Consider the following 18,857-nt stretch of genomic DNA (forward strand, 5'->3'; position numbering starts at 1 on the left):
TTAAAAATATTCTAAATTTAATAAAATTATGTCCTAAATCCTAGAACTTTTCAAGAAATTTTTAACCTTATATTTATACGATATTTTGTATTTTAACACGATTTAATATTTATGCAATAACTCTATTAAAAATAAATTTTATTTTATATTTTACTATTCTTAAAAAATACCGCTATATCAGGGAGCAATACCTCTTTAATTGATAAAAGCATAAAAAAAAGAGACCTTAACTTAAAGGTCTCTTTTAATAATTATGCACAAGTATGATTATACTTCTTTGCAGTGCTGCTCAAATGCTTCCTGCAGTTTTGCTACAACGGCCATCGGCTCATGGCCTTCAATTTCATGCCGCTCTACCATTGCTGCAAGTTTTCCATCTTTCATAAGGGCAAAAGATGGAGAGGACGGCGGAAATCCTGTAAAGAATTCACGCGCTCTTGCTGTCGCTTCCTTATCCTGACCGGCAAATACCGTTACAAGGCGGTCTGGACGCTTATCATAATGAACAGAATGAGCTGCAGCCGGTCTCGCAATTCCTCCGGCGCATCCGCATACAGAATTCACCATGACAAGAGTGGTTCCCTCTTGATTTAATGTATCCTCTACCTCATCTGCTGTTGTTAGTTCTGTATAGCCTGCAGCCGTTATTTCCTGGCGTGCCTGTCTGACAACATCATTCATAAACAAATTAAAATCTATGTTCATATTTATCTCTCCTTTGCTTTACACATCACAATTGGCTTTTTTTGAACCTGCTGAAGGAAGTCCTTGCCTTTATCTTACCAAGAGCAGGGACGTTTCCGCAAACAGCATGATTAGCTTTTTCATTTTAGCTCTGTTAAACTTGGCTGTTGATTTCGGCTGCAGGCTTTCGCTTCGATCATCAGGCGTTATAAATCAGCCTTATACTTTAAAATAGCCTTGATTTTAAAAAATCATCAACTAGCTCTTTGACGAGCGATGAAACAGCTGCTTTCTCTTCTGCTATATTCTGCTCAGCTGCTGAGAGCCGTTCCATCACGGACGGATTTTTGTAAAAAGCATGAAGCAGCTCATCTTTTATACTTTCGTGGAGCCAGTCCTTTTGCTGTCCGCGCCTCCGGTTTGCAAACAGTCCTGATTCCTTCGTTGCTTTCTGAAATGCCTCAATCTTTTCCCAAATCTCCCTAATTCCTGTTTCTTTAAGGGCGCTTGCCGGCAGCGCATCAGTGGTCCAGCCCTCAGTATAGGGTTTCAGAAAGTGAAGCATTGTGCTGTATTCCTGTACCGCTTTTTTGGCAAGCTGGAGATTGCCGCCATCTGCTTTATTCACAACAACGAGATCGGGAAGCTCCATAATTCCCTTCTTCATGGTCTGCAGCTCGTCGCCTGCTCCTGTCAGGACAAGCAGCAAAAAGAAGTCTACCATACCCCGAACGAGGTATTCCCCCTGTCCTACCCCCATCGTTTCTATAAGAATAATGTCAAATCCAGCAGCCTCGCAAAGCAGCATCGTTTCTCTTGTTTTCCTGCTTACGCCGCCAAGGGTTCCGCTTGAAGGTGACGGCCTTATAAAGGCATCCGGATTAATGGAAAGCCTCTCCATCCTCGTTTTGTCACCCAGAATGCTTCCTTTTGAAACATGACTGGTCGGATCCACAGCCAGTACTGCCACCTTATGGCCTTTCTTGCATAAATAGGTTCCGAACGTATCAATAAATGTGCTCTTTCCCGCTCCGGGCACTCCCGTAATTCCAATTCGGATGGAGCCGGTTCTTTTTGATAAAACCTTTTCCAGAAGGCTCTGAGCTGCCTCAAAATGCCGCTCAGCATTGCTTTCTACAAGAGTTATCGACTGAGCGAGTATGCTTCTGTCTCCCTTTAAAATCCCCTCAGCAAGATGATTGGGATCAATCGGGCGATGCACTCGTTTTCTCTTCATCATTCTTCCTTTGCGTCCTCATATCCAAGGACATCATAAAGTTTATCCAGAACCTTCATAGCAGCGGCAGGGATGACCGTGCCAGGCCCAAAAATTTCAGCTGCTCCGTTTGCTTTAAGGAAATCATAGTCTTTATAAGGAATTACACCGCCGATGATGATCAGGATGTCCTCCCTCCCCAGCTTTTTCAGCTCTGCTTTCAGTTGCGGCAGCAAGGTTTTATGACCTGCTGCAAGGGAACTCATTCCGACCACATGCACATCATTTTCTACGGCCTGTGCAGCGGTCTCAGCAGGTGTCTGAAAAAGCGGTCCGATATCCACGTCAAACCCCAAATCTGCAAAAGCCGTAGCAATCACTTTCGCACCTCGGTCATGTCCATCCTGGCCCATCTTTGCAATCAGAATCCTTGGTCTTCTGCCCTCGTACTCCTGAAATTCATCGGCTGCCTTTCGGACCGAGCTGATCTCTTCTTCATTGGAATATTCAGAACTGTATACGCCGCTCACAGATCGGATCACCGCCTGATGTCTTTTTGAAATGCGCTCAATCGCAAATGAAATCTCCCCAAGCGTAGCACGGTTTCTTGCTGCATCTACCGCCAGCTCAAGCAGGTTGCCTTCCCCTGTTTCAGCTGAATGTGTGATTGCATTAAGCGATTGCTCTGTCTTCGCTTCGTCCCGGCCGGCTTTTAAGCGTTTGAGTCTTTCAATTTGCTTGTTTCGCACTTCTGTATTATCTATATTCAGAACATCCAGGTCATCTTCTTTTTCGAGTCTGAAGCGATTCACCCCGACAATCGTTTCCATTCCTGAATCAATCCGTGCCTGCCTCCTGGCCGCTGCTTCTTCAATCCGCATTTTCGGAAGGCCGGTTTCAATGGCTTTGGCCATCCCCCCGAGCTCCTCCACTTCCTCTATTAATCTCCATGCACGATCCATTAAATCATTCGTAAGAGTTTCAACATAATAGGATCCTCCCCATGGATCAATAACGCTGCAGATGCCAGTTTCCTCCCGCAGGTAAAGCTGCGTATTCCTCGCAATTCTTGCACTGAAGTCAGTCGGCAGGGCAATCGCTTCATCCAATGCGTTTGTATGAAGCGATTGAGTATGACCCATTGCAGCCGCATGCGCTTCTATAGCCGTTCTCGTTACGTTGTTAAACGGATCTTGCTCTGTAAGACTCCATCCGGATGTTTGCGAATGTGTCCTCAAAGCTAAGGACTTTGGATTTTTAGGATTAAATGGCTTCATCAGTCTGGCCCACATTTGCCTGGCGGCCCTCATCTTCGCCACTTCCATGAAATAGTTCATGCCGATCGCCCAAAAGAAAGAGAGCCTCGGCGCAAAGGTGTCTATATCCATTCCTGCTTTCAATCCGGTGCGCACATATTCGAGGCCATCAGCAAGAGTATAGGCAAGCTCTATATCATTAGGCGCTCCCGCCTCCTGCATATGATAGCCGGAGATGCTGATGCTGTTGAATTTCGGCATATGCTGAGCCGTATACTTGAAAATATCGCCAATAATTCTCATCGACATATCAGGAGGATAAATGTACGTATTCCGAACCATATATTCTTTTAAAATATCATTTTGGATGGTCCCTGTGAGCTTTTCTGCCGGAACTCCCTGCTCTTCTGCAGAAACGATGTAAAACGCCATGATTGGCAGGACTGCTCCGTTCATGGTCATCGAAACGCTCATTTCATCAAGCGGAATGCCATCAAAAAGAATATTCATGTCTAAAATGGAGTCAATTGCCACCCCGGCCTTTCCAACATCCCCTTCTACACGCGGATGGTCAGAGTCATAGCCCCGGTGTGTGGCCAAGTCAAAGGCAACCGATAAACCTTTTTGACCCATAGCCAGATTGCGCCTGTAAAAGGCATTGCTTTCCTCAGCTGTAGAAAAGCCTGCGTACTGCCGGATGGTCCATGGTCTGTTCACATACATGGCTGCATAAGGACCTCTAGTAAATGGAGCGAGCCCCGGAAAAGATTCTTCTGTGTTTGATGCATCCTCTGCACTGTACCACTGTTTAAGCTGAATTTTTTCATTCGTTTCAAATACAGGCAGTGCGGTTTCTTTTGCTGCTGTATTTGCAGCTTCCTGTAAATGCTCTGCTGTCAGCCGGACTCTTTCCATCAGTTTTTGACCCCCAATACGTTTTGCAGCTCTTCCAAAAATGCCAGCCGGTTCATCCCCAATACAGCTTCGTTTTGAACGGACAGTCTTTCTTCCCATTCAGCAGGCTGTTTGCCGACAATGTATATCTCTCCATTTGCATTTTTGATAAAAGAAAAAATCTCATTCTTGTATTCTTTATAACTTTGATCATTTCCGCATAAAAAGGTTGTTTTGTTTAAATCGGCTTCAGCTAAAGGAGTTATGCTGCCCTCTATTCCACCGGAGGCAAGCAGACCCATCAGAAAATCAAGACGCGGTTTGAACTGTTTTAGGCTTCCAAGAACAGCAATTTGTACATAAGGGGCTTTGCCTGCCCGCTTTGTATATTCAAAAGCATCCATTCTTAATTTCTCAAAGGGTTCTGCTAGACGGCGAGACTGGATCAGTCCAGTCTTTCGATTAAGGGTTTCATAACTCAATTTTTTGCCTTCATCTAATTTAGATCTGGATTCGCTGAAGGATTCCTTTGGCCAGAGGGAGATATGAATGTGTTTTTCAGCTGCTGCAATCCTGTCTTCAGGGTTAGCGTAATAATTGACGCCGATCATCATTTTCTTTTGGGTATTCAAGCTCTCAGCCTGCGCTTGATAGCCGGCAGATAATTCAGCTTGAATATCACCCTTTCGAAGCACCTTTAGAAATCCCCCGTTTTCTTCGATTTCCAAAATTTTATCCCACGCTGCTTTGGCTAATTCCTGTGTAAGCGACTCGATATACCATGATCCGCCGGAAGGGTCGTTAACTTTTCCAAGCAAGCTCTCCTCGCTCAGCAGATAATGAATATTTCTTGCTGCCCGTTCAGATAGAATAGAGCCGCCGTTCACCTCATCAAAGGGAAGAATGGTAATTGCATCAGCATTCCCGAGCACTGCTGAAAAGGCTTCGGTTGACGTGCGGAGGAGATTTACATGAACGTCCAGCCGGGATTTATTAAAGGAGGACGTTTTAACATGTGAATACAGCTTTTGGGCTTCAAGGTCCCCTCCGAAAGCGGAAACAATCGAGCTCCACAGCAGGCGTGCTGCGCGGAGCTTCGCTGTTTCCATGAAAAATTGAGATCCGGATGAAAAACTGAATGCCGATTTACCGGCAGCGAGCTCTGCTGATTTACCATTCTGTCTGCACCAATTCAAAAAATCAATGGCTTTCGCAAAAGTATAAGCTAGTTCTTGTACGGCGTTTGCGCCGCTATTGTGAAGCAAATCCCCTTTAAACAGAATCGTTTTCTGATTCTTCTTTCCGCCGGCCGCTTCCGTGTAATCCATCATCCAGCATAGGGCATGATCAAGGTCCTCAAGGTTTCCGTTCATCACCGCCTCATATGGATCACATCCTGCAGTTCCCGCTCCAAAAGCCTTCATCTCTGCTGCAAAAAACGCCATTAGCTCCGGAGCCTCTTCAAAATCGATCATAAAATGGAGTTTGCTTGATTTCAGGAGATTTATCAGCTTCTGAAAATTATCCTGGTCGAGGATTGTCCGCATAGATGATAAATAAAAGGAATTTAACCCCTTTTCATCCGCAGAGTCCAGAGCGGATACGAGGTGATCGATCGATTCACAATGATTGACTGATTGAGCCGTTTTCCACATCGTTTTTATTTTCTCAGTACCCCTTATGTAGGGAGCTGCTCCAGGCTCTGGAACCTGTACTGAATCTTTTTTTAAATAAAGCGGTTTCAAAATAATATTCTCATTTGAAACCGTTCTAAGCGAATCAGCAGATTTCCCTTTTAAAGCTTTGCTGACTGCTTCAAGCCATGCCTGCTCTGTACTGTCTTGAAAAGCTTCCTGTGTTTTCTGCCCCTTGTTCATTCCCTGCTTCCCAATGGAAGCCCACCCCCTAAGAATGCGTTTTCATTTATGAGAAATTGCTGATCCCATCCCATACCTTATTGTATTATAACTATTTGTATCCAGCAATTGTACCGCGTAGTTTTCATCCCCTTCCCTGGTGGTATACTAGTTATAACCAATCTGTAGGAAAAGGAAGAGCGTTTATGAAAAAAACGATGCTAATCATTAATGGCAATGCCGGACAGAAAAATGTAGAAAAAAATCTGCAAATTATCGTACCGGTGCTGACCAAGGCAAGCCCGCATCTCCTGATTCTGCAGACGCAGCGTGCTTTGGATGCTAAGCGATACTGCGAATTGTATGGAGAAGAGATGGATATCGTCTATATTTTAGGTGGAGACGGTACGGTGCACGAATGCATAAATGGACTCGCTCAGCTGAAGAAAAGGCCTGCAGTTGGCATATTGCCCGGCGGAACATGCAATGACTTTGCGAGGACATTAGGTATACCGCAGAATTTGAAAGAGGCGGTCCAGGTTCTTTCCGATGGCAGCAAACGAAAGATTGATGTGCTCCAGGCGAGTGAGCTTTATTTCCTTAATTTCTGGGGAATTGGATTGATTACAGAAACCTCCAACAATATTGTGGGAGCTGAAAAGGCGATGCTCGGGAAAATCAGCTACTTTTTAAGTGCATTTCGCACGGTTCAGAAAATGGATCCATTTCCTGTCCATTTAAAGGCGGATGATCAGGAATTTAATGGCGAGGCTGTGATGGTGATTGTAGCCAATGGAGGATTTATCGGTACGAACCCTCTTCCTTATCCTGGTATTAAACCGGATGACGGAAAAGCGGATGTGTTTATATTAAAAAATACAAACCTGGCTACCATAAGAGATTTGCTTACCATGAAGGATGCGTCGCAGTGGGATAACAACGAATCGGATTTGCTGCATTTCACTGGAGCGAACATGGAAATCACAACAGAAACGCCGATGAAGGCAGATACTGATGGGGAAGTTTACTCCGGCACACCTGAAACGATAAAGGTCTTAAATCAGCATTTAGAGTTTTTGGTGCCCGTTGAGGAGCTGAAATAAAGAACCAGGTAAGGGGCTGTCTAAAAAGTCCTGAAAAGAGGATATAATAGAAACCAAAAACCCCCTGAGTGCTTCGTGGATCGAGCATTCAAGGGTATTTTACACGTATTTTTGAACAATCCTGGTATGGCTGATTGGAGCGGAAGGTGCTTGACTCCGTGCTGAGAGCAGCGGAACAGGTGAGATCCAAAAGGCGCGCAGCGCTGAGGAGGCTCACCGCCCGCCCCGCTGGTCGCTGAGCAGCCTGGAGCGGAAATCAGCAAAACAAACATAAGTAAAAGGACGAGAAGCTTTAAATCGGTCTTACTGGACAGCCCCCTTTTTCCATACCATTCACTATTAAAGTTGGTGTTCAGCCTTATTTCTTAATAAACAGATGTCGTTTCTTTCGAAATATTTTCGAGTATTTCTTTCACTCTTGCAAGGAAACGTCCGCAAACCAGACCGTCCAGTACACGATGATCAAGAGATAAACACAGGTTAACCATATCTCGGACGGCAATCATTCCATTGTTCATCACAACCGGGCGCTTTACGATCGACTCGATTTGGAGGATGGCAGCCTGCGGGTGGTTGATAATTCCCATTGACTGCACGGAGCCGAATGAACCCGTGTTATTCACCGTGAAGGTACCGTCCTTCATGTCATTGGAACCGAGTTTTCCGCTTCTTACCTTTCCGGCAAGCTCCGTAATTTCCCTGGCAATTCCTTTGATCGTTTTTTCATCGGCTTGTTTAATAACAGGGACGAATAATGCATCATCCGTGGCGACAGCGATTGATAAATTGATGTCTTTTTTCTGTACAATTTTGTCTCCCGCCCACATGGAGTTCATTTGCGGGAATTCTTTTAGCGCTTGCGAGACGGCTTTTACAAAGAACGCAAAGAAGGTTAAATTGAAGCCTTCTTTTTTCTTGAATTCATCTTTTATGGATCCGCGGTATTCCACGAGGCTTGTTACATCCACTTCAACCATCATCCAGGCATGCGGAGCCTCATGCTTGCTTTTAAGCATATTTGCGGCTATTGCTTTTCTTACACCTGTTACAGGGATTTCAATGTCTCCCGGAGCAACTGAAACAGAAGCCGGTGCAGCTTGAGCTTGAGAGCGGGCTGGTTCCTCTGCTTTAGCTTCTTTCTTCATTTCAGCAGGCTCTGGTATCTTTGTTTCTGCCGGTTTGCTTTGAGCGCCAGCTTTCGGTGCTGTTCCGCTGTCGATCAGCTGCTGCAGATCTTTTCGGGTAATTCTTCCGCCAGCTCCGGTGCCGTTCACTTGCTCAAGATCGATTGCGTTGTCCTGGGCAAGGCGCAGAACAGCTGGTGAATACCTTTTTTTATTGGGTTGATCGGCACTTGCTTCCGGCGTTTCCGAAGCTTCCTCCGCTGACTGTTCAGAAGAAGGGGCTTCTTCAGGAGCCCCTCCCTCCACTTCCACCTTGCAGATGACCTGTCCCACCTCAAGTGTGTCTCCTTCTTCAGCTACTAGTTCTTTAATAATCCCTGTAAAGGAGGAAGGGACCTCGGCATTTACCTTATCTGTCATGACTTCCGCAATCGGATCGTATTTGTTAACCTGATCTCCTACCGAAACCAGCCATTTGCTGATCGTACCTTCTGTAACGCTCTCCCCAAGCTGGGGCATGGTCATTTGTTCCATTCCCATCGATTGGCACTCCCTTTATAAAAGATTAAAATTCAGCAAGCTTTTTCATAGCCGCTTCGACTTTATCCGGATTCACCATAAAGTATTTTTCCATTGTAGGCGCATAAGGCATAGCAGGAACATCAGGCCCTGCAAGGCGCATAATTGGAGCATCGAGATCGAACAGGCAGTTTTCAGCTATAATCGCTGAAACCTCACTCATAATGCTTCCTTCTTTGTTATCCTCTGTCAGCAAAAGAACCTTGCCTGTTTTAGAGGCCGCTTCCATAATTGCTTCTTTATCAAGCGGATAAACCGTTCGCAGATCAAGGATGTGCGCAGAAATTCCGTCCTGCGCCAATCTTTCCGCAGCTTGAAGGGCAAAATGGACACAAAGACCGTATGTAATGACCGTGATGTCCTCTCCCTCTCTTTTAACGTCCGCTTTTCCGATTGGCAGCACGTAATCATCTGAAGGAACTTCCCCTTTAATTAAACGATAGGCCCGTTTGTGTTCAAAGAAGAGAACGGGATCTTCATCGCGGATCGCTGCTTTGAGAAGCCCTTTTACATCATACGGAGTAGAAGGCATGACAATTTTCAAGCCTGGCGTATTGGCAAAAAGCGCTTCTACGGACTGGGAATGATATAAAGCACCGTGCACTCCGCCGCCATAAGGAGCACGGATAACGATTGGACAGCTCCAGTCATTATTCGTCCGGTAGCGGATCTTCGCTGCTTCTGACACAATTTGATTTACAGCCGGCATGATGAAATCAGCAAATTGCATTTCGGCAATTGGACGCATTCCATACATGGCTGCTCCAATTCCTACGCCCGCAATAGCCGATTCAGCAAGAGGTGTATCAATGACACGCTCTTCTCCGAATTGGTCATACAATCCGAAAGTGGCTTTGAAAACGCCGCCTTTCTTCCCGACATCTTCTCCTAAAATAAATACTTTGTCATCGCGTTCCATCTCTTCCCGAATCGCCATTGTGACTGCATCGATATAAGATATTACTGCCATTTTGTCTCCTCCTTACTCCGCATACACATGCTTCATTGCTGATTCAGGATCTGCATAAGCCGCATTTTCTGCATAATCAGTCGCTTCATTCACAGCCTGCATGATTTCATCCAGGATTGCTTTTTCTAATTCATCTGTCAGGACGCCGGCTTCTCTCAAGTAAACAGCAAATTTAACATTCGGGTCATTCTTTTTTGCTTCTGCTACTTCTTCCTGTTCACGGTAGCTTCTGTCATCATCATCACTGGAATGAGGAGTAAGCCTGTAGGAAATTGTCTCAATCAAAGTCGGACCTTCCCCGCGGCGGCCGCGGTCAGCTGCTTCTTTTACTGCTTTATATACTTCAAGCGGATCATTTCCGTCAATTGTAAATCCAGGCATGCCATATCCAATGGCACGATCTGACACATTTTTAGCAGCGACCTGCTTCTCATATGGAACCGAAATCGCATATTTGTTATTTTCACACATGAAAATAACCGGAAGTTTATGTACTCCTGCAAAGTTAGCACCTTCATGGAAGTCACCTTGGTTGGACGAACCTTCACCGAATGTCACGAATGTCACAATATCTTTCTTTTCCATTCGTCCCGCCATCGCTATTCCGACCGCATGCGGCACCTGAGTTGTTACCGGCGAGGACCCTGTAACAATGCGGTTGGACTTTTGACCGAAATGTCCCGGCATCTGGCGTCCGCCCGAGTTCGGATCTTCTGCTTTTGCAAACCCGGATAACATTAAGTCTTTAGCAGTCATTCCGAATGTAAGTACAACACCCATATCTCGGTAATAAGGAAGAACGTAATCTTTCTCCCGGTCCAGCGCGAACGCTGCTCCTACCTGCGCTGCTTCCTGTCCCTGACAGGAAATAACAAATGGGATTTTTCCAGAACGGTTGAGCAGCCACATCCGCTCATCGATTTTTCTTGCCATAACCATTGTTTTGTACATTTCAAGCACTTGCTCATCTGAAAGCCCAAGTGCAGCATGACGACTTTCTGCCATGATAATCCCTCCTTATTCATAACTTTCATCCGCGGAATGTGTTTTCCTCTGATGGTTAGTTGAGGCCCGCAGGATGCGGCGCTTTTACTCTGTATTCCTTCGCTCGGGCAGTTATGCCTGTATATCAGACAAGCTTCAATTAGCTGTGGATGGCTTTTCCATCAACTGCAAGCGCGGCTTCCCCAATTGCTTCCGATAGCGTTGGATGAGGATGAATGGTGCGGCCAATCTCCCAAGGAGTTGCATCCAGCACGCGGGCAAGTCCGGCTTCAGATATCATATCGGTTACATGCGGTCCGATCATATGGACACCCAATACATCATCGGTATCCTTATCTGCTACGATTTTCACAAATCCATCGGATTCCCCGTATACAAGTGCTTTTCCAATTGCACGGAAAGAAAATTTGCCGATTTTAACATTGTAGCCTTTTTCTTTCGCTTCCTCCTCGGTGAACCCTACACTTGCGGCTTCCGGGGTGGAATAAATACATTTCGAGACAAGTGAATAATCAATCGGATGAGGATTTTGGTTTGCAATATGCTCTACAGCCAAAATTCCTTCATGGGATGCCACGTGTGCCAGCTGAAGTCCTCCGTTAACATCCCCAATCGCATAAATGTGCGATTCTTTCGTCTGCATGTAGGAATTTACTTTTATAAATCCCTTTTCTACCTGAATATCCGTATTTTCAAGCCCTATACCCTCTACATTAGCCTGCCTTCCTACAGATACGAGCATTTTTGAAGCTTCGAATGACTGATTGGATCCATTTTTCTCCGCTTCTACGAAGACCCCATTTTCTTTTTTCAATGTTTCCGGCAATACTTTAGCTCCCGTTACAATGGTGACCCCTTTTTTCTTTAAAAGGCGCTGCATTTCTTTGGAAATTTCGGCATCCTCCAGCGGCAGAATCCGGTCTGCATACTCAATTACCGTTATTTTGACACCGAAATCAGACAGCATGGAAGCCCACTCGATTCCGATTACGCCTCCTCCGACGATGATCATTGAATCTGGCAAACTTTCCAGTTTCAGTGCATCATCTGATGTCAGCACTGTTTCCCCGTCTATTTCAAGACCTGGGAGGGAGCGGGGACGTGAGCCTGTAGCGACGATTACATTTTTCGGAATAAGCATTTCATTTTCAGTACCATTATTCATCTCTACGGAAATCGTACCAGGCATAGGCGAGAAAATAGATGGCCCCAAAATCCGTCCAAGCCCTTCGTATACATCAATTTCCCCTTGCTTCATCAGGTGCTGCACACCTTTATGCAGCTGATCTACGATACCTTGTTTCCGTTCCTGAACCCTCGGAAAATTCAATTCAACTCCAGAGACGGTAACCCCGAATTCCTCGGATTTCTTTGTTTGAGCATAAACCTCTGCGCTCCTGAGAAGCGCTTTACTTGGGATACAGCCTGCATGCAGACACGTTCCCCCGAGCAAGCCCTTTTCAACAATGGCTGTTTTTAATCCAAGCTGAGAAGCGCGGATGGCTGCCACATATCCGCCTGTTCCTCCGCCGACAATAACGAGATCATATTCTGTCGCCATGAAATAAACTCCCTTCTGCTAGCCGAATACCTTTGCCGGTTTCTTCGTTCCGGGATATTCTTTTGCCTGTTCTTCTTTTTTCAATACTCGAAGAGCACCTTCAGCCAGTGCCTGCAATTCATTTTCACCCGGGAGAATAAGGACATCCGCTATCCAGTCTACATGACTGGAAATGAGTGAGGTAAAACGTTTGCCATGTGCAAGGCCGCCGGTAAGGACGATGGCGTCGACTTTTCCTTTAAGTACTGCACTCGCCGCTCCAATTTCTTTTCCTACCTGATAAGCCATAGCATCCATTACAAGCTTTGCCTTCACGTCTCCATTTTCAACCATTTTTTCTGCTTTAATGGCATCATTTGTACCTAAATATCCAACCATACCCGCTTGTCCTACAAGCTTCTTCATTACTTCTTCACGATAGTAGTCTCCAGAAAAGCACATCGAGATAAGGTCTCCTGCCGGAACTGTTCCCGCACGTTCGGGACTAAACGGGCCGTCGCCATGAAGGCCATTATTCACATCCACCACTTTTCCTTTTTTGTGGACACCTACCGTAATTCCGCCCCCCATATGGGTCACGATTATGTTAAGATCCTCATACTTTTTCCCGTGTTGCGCTGCCGCTTTTCTAGCCATCGCTTTCTGATTCAGTGCATGGAAGATGCTTTTGCGTTCAATTGCAGGCATACCGGATATTTTAGCTATAGGTTCCATTTCATCCACTACAACGGGATCCACAATGTAGGCCGGAATATTTAAACCAGAAGCAATCTCGTGGGCAATAATGCCGCCTAAATTGGAAGCGTGCTGCCCGGCATACCCCTTTTCGAGGTCTTCAAGCATCCTGCTGTTCACTTTATAAGTGCCGCCCTCTATAGGACGAAGCAGGCCTCCTCGTCCGCACACGGCAGAAAGCTTCGAAATGTTGATTCCTTCTTCATCCATGGCTTCTAATATCGCATTTTTTCGGAATTGATATTGGCTGATGACAGTTGGAAATTCACTAATTTCCTCTGTACTGTGCCTGATGGTTTTCTCTAGGATGGGCCGATTGGAATCAAACACACCGATTTTCGTTGAGGTTGATCCGGGATTAAGCACCAATATCCGATAATCTGTTTCCTGCAAAAGAATGTCCTCCGTTTCTAAACAAATCCGCATAGGATATAGTCCGCTCTTTTATCTGCGGTTTAAGATATGCTGGCCGTTCTGAAGAAACTGGCTTCTTGAATTTCTCATGCGCTCAATTCTTTCTTCCGCAAGACGGTCAGCTGCTTTATAGGTCGGAATGCTGTCGCGCTTCGCAATTTCAAGCACACTCTCAATGTTGCTGTATATGCCTTCAACCTTTTTCAAAGCACGGTCGCGATTATAGCCGTACAGTTCATCTGCTACGTTAATCACTCCGCCTGCGTTAATCACGTAATCCGGTGCATAAACAATGCCCATTTCATGAATGGTATCTCCATGACGTGTTTCTTTCAGCTGATTGTTTGCTGCTCCAGCAATAACACGCGCCTTAAACTGAGGAATGGTGTCGTCGTTAATTGTCGCTCCCAGAGCACACGGTGCGTAAATATCGCAGTCTACGCTGTAAATCTCATTTGGATCAACAGCTTTCGCACCAAACTCTTCGACTGCACGCTGAACGGCTTCTTTATTGATGTCTGTCACAATCAGCTGTGCGCCTTCTTCATGCAAGTAGCGGCAAAGATTGAAAGCTACGTTCCCTATACCTTGAACCGCGATTACCTTGCCTTCAAGTGAATCGGTGCCGAACGCTTCTTTGGCGGCTGCCTTCATTCCTCTGTATACTCCAAATGCAGTGACCGGTGAAGGATTTCCAGAAGAGCCGAATGCCGGGGAAATTCCCGTAACATATTTTGTTTCTTCATGGATAATATCCATATCTTCAACCGTCGTACCCACGTCTTCTGCAGTTATGTATCTTCCGTTTAACCCTTGAATATAACGGCCGAATGCACGGAACATTTCTTCATTTTTATCTTTTCTCGGATCCCCGATGATCACCGTTTTACCTCCGCCAAGATTCAATCCTGCCGCTGCATTTTTATATGTCATGCCGCGTGAAAGTCTAAGTGCATCCTCAATAGCTGCTGCTTCGGATTCATACGTCCACATGCGCGTTCCGCCCAAAGCAGGTCCAAGCGTTGTATCATGAATGGCTATGATTGCTTTTAATCCTGATTGCTTGTCCTGGCAAAATACTACCTGCTCATAATCGTATTGCTCCATATATTTAAAAAGTTCCATCTTTGTTTCCTCCCTGATTTTCATTCGTATTTATGATTGAGTAGAACAAATTGCTAGTGCTAAGGAATACAATTTGCTTTCAGCAGAGTCAGAACGGCTCGTTAAAACGATGGGAGCTTTTGCTCCTGCAAGGATCCCGCCAACCTTTGCCTGTGCAAAATAAGTCAATGATTTGTAAAAAATATTGCCTGATTCTATATTTGGCATAAGCAGAATATCTGCTTGTCCAGCCACTTCACTTTCAATTCCCTTATGGACGGCCGCTTCCTTGGATACAGCGATATCCAGCGCCATTGGTCCATCAATTAAACAGCCTTTGATCTGGCCTCTTCTGTTCATCTGCGTTAAAGCTGCCGCATCCAATGTCGCCTGCATAGAAGGATTCACGACTTCAACAGCTGCAATTGGAGCAACCTTTGGAGCATGTACTCCCAGACTGCTCGCTACCTTCACGGCATTTAAAGTGATTTGAAGCTTTTGCTGAAGATCCGGCTGCATATTCATAGCTACGTCTGTCAGAAAAAGGAGCCGGTCCATTGAGGGGATATCAAATACTGCAACATGGGATAATACACTGCCTGTTCGGAGACCATGCTCCTTATTCAAAACTTCCTTCAGCAATACAGCTGTGGGCAAGCCGCCCTTCATTAAAACATCGGCCTCTTGGCTGCTTACTGCTTTCACGGCCATTTCTGCTGCTTTTTCTGGAGACTGGGCATGTACAATCCGGATCAGATGGCTCGTGCGCAGTTCCCCATCTAACAAGGCATAAATGTTTGTTTCATCTCCATAAAGAATAAACTCTGCTAATTCCAGTTCGAGCGCCTTTTTGATCATTTCCATAACTTCCTGATCTTCTGAAGCAGCAACAGCAACTCTTTTCCCTCGAATTCCGGCTGCTTTTTGGAGAACTGTTTGCAAGTTCATGCTTGAATCACCCTCTTCAAAAATTCTGCACCCATAGAATATATAAGCAAGAACTGTGCCAACACCTAAACGCTGTTACCTCTGTACATATGAAAACTTAACCCTGCAAAATATTGCACAATACGCAAATTATTGCGTGCCAGGTTTTGCAATTCCGTACTTTTCCATTTTGTAATAAAGACTTCTCAGAGAAATTCCCAGAGATTTAGCCGTCCGCGTCCGATTATACTCGAATTTTTGCAGTGTTGCTTTAATAATGTCTTTTTCGGTCCTTTCCATAGCCTCTGAAAGGGTCATTTCCGGCTGGGTCAAACCAATTCCTGCTCTGGATTGAGCCGGTTTTCCTGATACGAAATCAGGCAGGTGGGCAGCATTTATACACCTTTCGGATGGAAGCATAAAAATCATCGCTCTCCCCAAAATATTTTCTAGCTCTCTTACATTACCAGGCCAATCATGCGAGTGAAGAATTTGAGCAGCCTCCGATGAGATCTCCTCAATATTCTTCCCGTAATCCTGGTTAATTTTCCTGATCAGATGGACGCATAGAGGGATAATGTCTCCTTTACGCTGCCGAAGAGGAGGAATGGAAATAGGATACCGATTCAGACGATAATAGAGGTCCTCCCGAAAGGCTCCCTCTGTCATGGCTTTTTCAATCTTAATATTTGTAGCCGCAATAACCCTTACATTAACAGGAATCGGCTTTGTCCCGCCTACACGGACAATTTCTTTTTCCTGCAGCACTCGCAAAAGCTTTGCCTGCATTTGCGGTGAAAGCTCTCCTATTTCGTCCAGGAATATGCTTCCATTGTTCGCTTCCTCAAAAAAGCCGGTTTTCCCGCCCCTTTTTGCTCCGGAAAATGCTCCCTCTTCATAGCCGAAAAGCTCACTTTCAAGCAGATTTTCCGCAATAGCCGCACAGTTAACCCTAATGAACTTGTTGTATTTCCTGTCACTTTCATTATGTATAGCATGAGCAAACAGTTCTTTCCCTGTTCCCGATTCTCCGCGGAGAAGAACGGTAGCGGGCGTTTTGGCGCCAAGTTTCGCCTGTTCAATCGCGAGCTTCATTTCTTCACTTTCCCCGATAATATCTAAAAAGGTGTATTTCGCTTCAAGTGTTCTAATGATTTGCCGCGCTCTGTTCAATTCCGCCGTCAGTTTCTTGATTTCAGACACATCATGAATGACTCCTACGCTTCCTTTCAGCTTTCCATCAACAATAACGGGTGCCACATTGACTAAAACATCTTTGCTGCTGTTCCCCACTTTCATCCGGACACCCCGCACAGCGCGCCTCGTCTGAAGCACCCTCAAATGCATGCTCTCCCCTTCTGAAATATCAGTTGTAGCGGGAAGGCCAATAATGTCCTCTTCCTTTAAGCCGGTCATTCGAGTGTATGCGGGATTCACAAGAATTCCTCTTCCTTTTTCATCCACTACGGAAATCGCTTCATCCGATGACTGAATAATCGCCGTAAGCATCGTTTCAATTTCCCGAAGATTCGTAATTTCTTCAGCAAGCTGGACTGCATCTGAAATATCCTTAAATATGGAGAGTGCCCCTCTCAGGCTCCCATCTTCATTCATAATCGGGATTCGAGTTGTAATAATTTTAAGCCCGTTATCAAGAATCTGCTCCTGGTTGTATTCCGATTCCTGGCTGTAAAGAACTTCAGGAAGCCTGGTAGATGGAATTACCTCTCTTATTTTCTTGCCTAACACCTGATTTCTCATGTGACCTGTCACATTTTCTGCCACTCTATTGAATAAGATGATGTCTTCATTTGCATCAATTACAATCATTCCGTCATTTGTTGAATCAAATATCGTCGTATATTTGCCAGTCTGTTCTTTCAGCCTGGTAATCAGCTGCTCTGTTTCTCTAACTAAATTCGCTATAATCAGCGCCACTGTAGAAGGTACAACGATGGTTCGGCTGCTTCTTGCCTTTAGAAGCTCCTCCATAATTTGCGGATCCCCCGTCGCTTCCATGACAACATCAATATCTTCGGTGAAAAGCATTTTCCAATTCGTGTTTACCGGAATTCCCTGTTCTCGTGCATAAACGATTCCCGGAGCTTTACGATCAATGTCGGCAACAGCCGCTACCTTCATCAGCTTTGTTTCAATTAGCATTTTTAATAGCACCGTTCCGCCTTTTCCTGCACCTACGAGCAACACTTTTTGCATAAAGATCCCCTTTGAACATGAAAAATTTTTCATCCTAATCATCTTATTTTGCAAATTATTGCACAAATCAATCATATCATACTAAACTGCCTTGACAAATCTTTTTTAAAAGCGAAAAATATAGCTAATGATCGCAATTGGAAAGGGTTACAGAGATGTCCAGAATAATAGCGTTACTCGTCGTATTAATACCGGGCATTATGGCTGCCTATGGGATCAAACTCTTACGGGATCTTTTTTTTGGTATTCTTCAGCCGCCTATTCCTTCTTTGCTTGTTCAATTCATTCTTGGAGTACTATTGTTCATCGGAGGGCTCGGTTTCACTGCAGGATTTATTTTTTATCGGGACCGTAAGCACAATAAGGTTCAAAAGCGTTTTAGCAGAAGAAAATAGAAGGAAGGCAACCCACCCGGGCTGCCTTCCTTTCTTTTACTTTATCGATTTCTTTATTTCAATTGCTTTTCCGGGATAATCGGTAAAAAAACCGTCACTTTCCCATTCGAACAGCATATGCATTTCCTTATCATCATTAACCGTAAAAGGCCGGACCGAGATACTGTTTTCCCTTGATAAATCGATTAATTCATTCTTGACCGTCCTCATTAATGGATGAATAGATCTTGCTCCTGCTCTTCTGGCATATTCATAAGGCTTGTAAATCCCGTCAGTGTAAAGCAGCGCTGTCTCAATTTTCGGTTCTGTTTTCAAAGCTAAAACCATGCTTGAGTGATTAAAGGAAGACAAAATCACCCGATCATCCAGCTCAAAATGCTTCACCAAACTAATTACTTTTTCCTCAAGCCCTGAATACTCGATTACATTATTCTTTAATTCAATATTGATAATAAATGGCACAGCGCTTTCAGAAGCCCATTTCAATACCTCTTCTAAGAGCGGTATATTTGCTTCTCCCCTATACTCATCAAATTTCCAGCTTGCATCTAAATGGACGAGTTCATCAGCTGAATAGTCTTTGACAAATCCTGAACCATTTGTCGTTCGGTCCAGCGTTTCATCATGAATGACAACTGGAATTTGGTCCTTGCTAAGATGGACATCAAGTTCAATCCCATCTGCCCCTAACCGAACTGCCTCTTTAAATGAGATCATCGTATTTTCTGGCCTTGTACCAGCCGAGCCTCTATGTCCGAAAATCAATGTCATTTCGTCACCTTCTCTCTTATAGTATCCTCTTATACTCTATATACCA

At 44.9% G+C, this 18,857-nt stretch carries 15 protein-coding genes; 2 read left to right on the plus strand and 13 right to left on the minus strand.

The window, feature by feature from the left end; all coding sequences use genetic code 11:
* Positions 1–267 precede the first annotated feature (267 nt).
* The 4 genes from J9317_RS12350 to J9317_RS12365 form a co-directional block, all read right to left on the minus strand.
* A complete protein-coding gene (locus J9317_RS12350; RefSeq protein WP_211559021.1) occupies positions 268–705 on the minus strand; it encodes a BrxA/BrxB family bacilliredoxin in 438 nt (145 codons plus the stop codon).
* Positions 706–910: 205 nt separating this feature from the next.
* Positions 911–1,924, minus strand: coding sequence for a methylmalonyl Co-A mutase-associated GTPase MeaB (meaB, locus tag J9317_RS12355; RefSeq protein WP_211559023.1), 1,014 nt, complete (start codon positions 1,922–1,924; stop codon positions 911–913).
* Positions 1,921–4,071: a methylmalonyl-CoA mutase gene (scpA, locus tag J9317_RS12360; protein WP_211559025.1), complete on the minus strand. Its 2,151-nt coding sequence runs from the start codon at positions 4,069–4,071 to the stop codon at positions 1,921–1,923. Before scpA ends, meaB begins: the two co-directional genes overlap by 4 nt.
* A complete protein-coding gene (locus J9317_RS12365; protein ID WP_211559027.1) occupies positions 4,071–5,927 on the minus strand; it encodes a methylmalonyl-CoA mutase family protein in 1,857 nt (618 codons plus the stop codon). The genes scpA and J9317_RS12365 overlap by 1 nt, the downstream gene beginning before the upstream one ends.
* Before the next feature lie 185 nt (positions 5,928–6,112).
* Here J9317_RS12365 and J9317_RS12370 point away from each other — a divergent pair, with 185 nt between their 5' ends.
* Positions 6,113–7,009: a YegS/Rv2252/BmrU family lipid kinase gene (locus J9317_RS12370; RefSeq protein ID WP_211559029.1), complete on the plus strand. Its 897-nt coding sequence runs from the start codon at positions 6,113–6,115 to the stop codon at positions 7,007–7,009.
* Between the two features lie 365 nt (positions 7,010–7,374).
* On the opposite strand, the gene J9317_RS12375 is transcribed toward J9317_RS12370, so the two are convergent.
* The 8 genes from J9317_RS12375 to J9317_RS12410 form a co-directional block, all read right to left on the minus strand.
* Entirely contained in the window at positions 7,375–8,673 is a 1,299-nt protein-coding gene (locus J9317_RS12375; RefSeq protein ID WP_211559031.1) for a dihydrolipoamide acetyltransferase family protein, read from the minus strand.
* Positions 8,674–8,698: 25 nt separating this feature from the next.
* The gene (locus tag J9317_RS12380) at positions 8,699–9,682 is read right to left on the minus strand and encodes an alpha-ketoacid dehydrogenase subunit beta (protein ID WP_211559033.1); all 984 of its coding nucleotides are present in this window, start codon (positions 9,680–9,682) and stop codon (positions 8,699–8,701) included.
* Between the two features lie 12 nt (positions 9,683–9,694).
* Positions 9,695–10,687, minus strand: coding sequence for a thiamine pyrophosphate-dependent dehydrogenase E1 component subunit alpha (locus J9317_RS12385; protein WP_211559035.1), 993 nt, complete (start codon positions 10,685–10,687; stop codon positions 9,695–9,697).
* 139 nt (positions 10,688–10,826) lie between these two features.
* A complete protein-coding gene (lpdA, locus tag J9317_RS12390) occupies positions 10,827–12,248 on the minus strand; it encodes a dihydrolipoyl dehydrogenase (RefSeq protein ID WP_211559037.1) in 1,422 nt (473 codons plus the stop codon).
* A gap of 18 nt (positions 12,249–12,266) precedes the next feature.
* Positions 12,267–13,409 carry a butyrate kinase gene (buk, locus tag J9317_RS12395; RefSeq protein WP_431190679.1) on the minus strand — a complete coding sequence of 381 codons (1,143 nt, stop codon included), beginning with the start codon at positions 13,407–13,409 and terminating at the stop codon, positions 12,267–12,269.
* Positions 13,410–13,427: 18 nt separating this feature from the next.
* Positions 13,428–14,522, minus strand: coding sequence for a branched-chain amino acid dehydrogenase (bcd, locus tag J9317_RS12400; protein WP_211559041.1), 1,095 nt, complete (start codon positions 14,520–14,522; stop codon positions 13,428–13,430).
* Between the two features lie 30 nt (positions 14,523–14,552).
* On the minus strand, positions 14,553–15,449 hold the full coding sequence (gene yqiS, locus J9317_RS12405; RefSeq protein ID WP_211559043.1) for a phosphate butyryltransferase: 897 nt from the start codon (positions 15,447–15,449) through the stop codon (positions 14,553–14,555).
* A gap of 129 nt (positions 15,450–15,578) precedes the next feature.
* On the minus strand, positions 15,579–17,645 hold the full coding sequence (locus tag J9317_RS12410; protein WP_211559045.1) for a sigma-54 interaction domain-containing protein: 2,067 nt from the start codon (positions 17,643–17,645) through the stop codon (positions 15,579–15,581).
* Between the two features lie 155 nt (positions 17,646–17,800).
* Here J9317_RS12410 and J9317_RS12415 point away from each other — a divergent pair, with 155 nt between their 5' ends.
* Positions 17,801–18,040, plus strand: coding sequence for a DUF2627 domain-containing protein (locus tag J9317_RS12415; RefSeq protein WP_211559047.1), 240 nt, complete (start codon positions 17,801–17,803; stop codon positions 18,038–18,040).
* A 36-nt stretch (positions 18,041–18,076) separates the two neighbouring features.
* Here J9317_RS12415 and J9317_RS12420 read toward each other — a convergent pair whose 3' ends face one another.
* Positions 18,077–18,811: a glycerophosphodiester phosphodiesterase gene (locus J9317_RS12420; protein ID WP_211559049.1), complete on the minus strand. Its 735-nt coding sequence runs from the start codon at positions 18,809–18,811 to the stop codon at positions 18,077–18,079.
* Between the last annotated feature and the right edge of the window lie 46 nt (positions 18,812–18,857).

The sequence above is a fragment of the Metabacillus flavus genome (genome assembly GCF_018283675.1).
GTDB classification, from domain to species: Bacteria; Bacillota; Bacilli; order Bacillales; family Bacillaceae; genus Metabacillus_B; species Metabacillus_B flavus.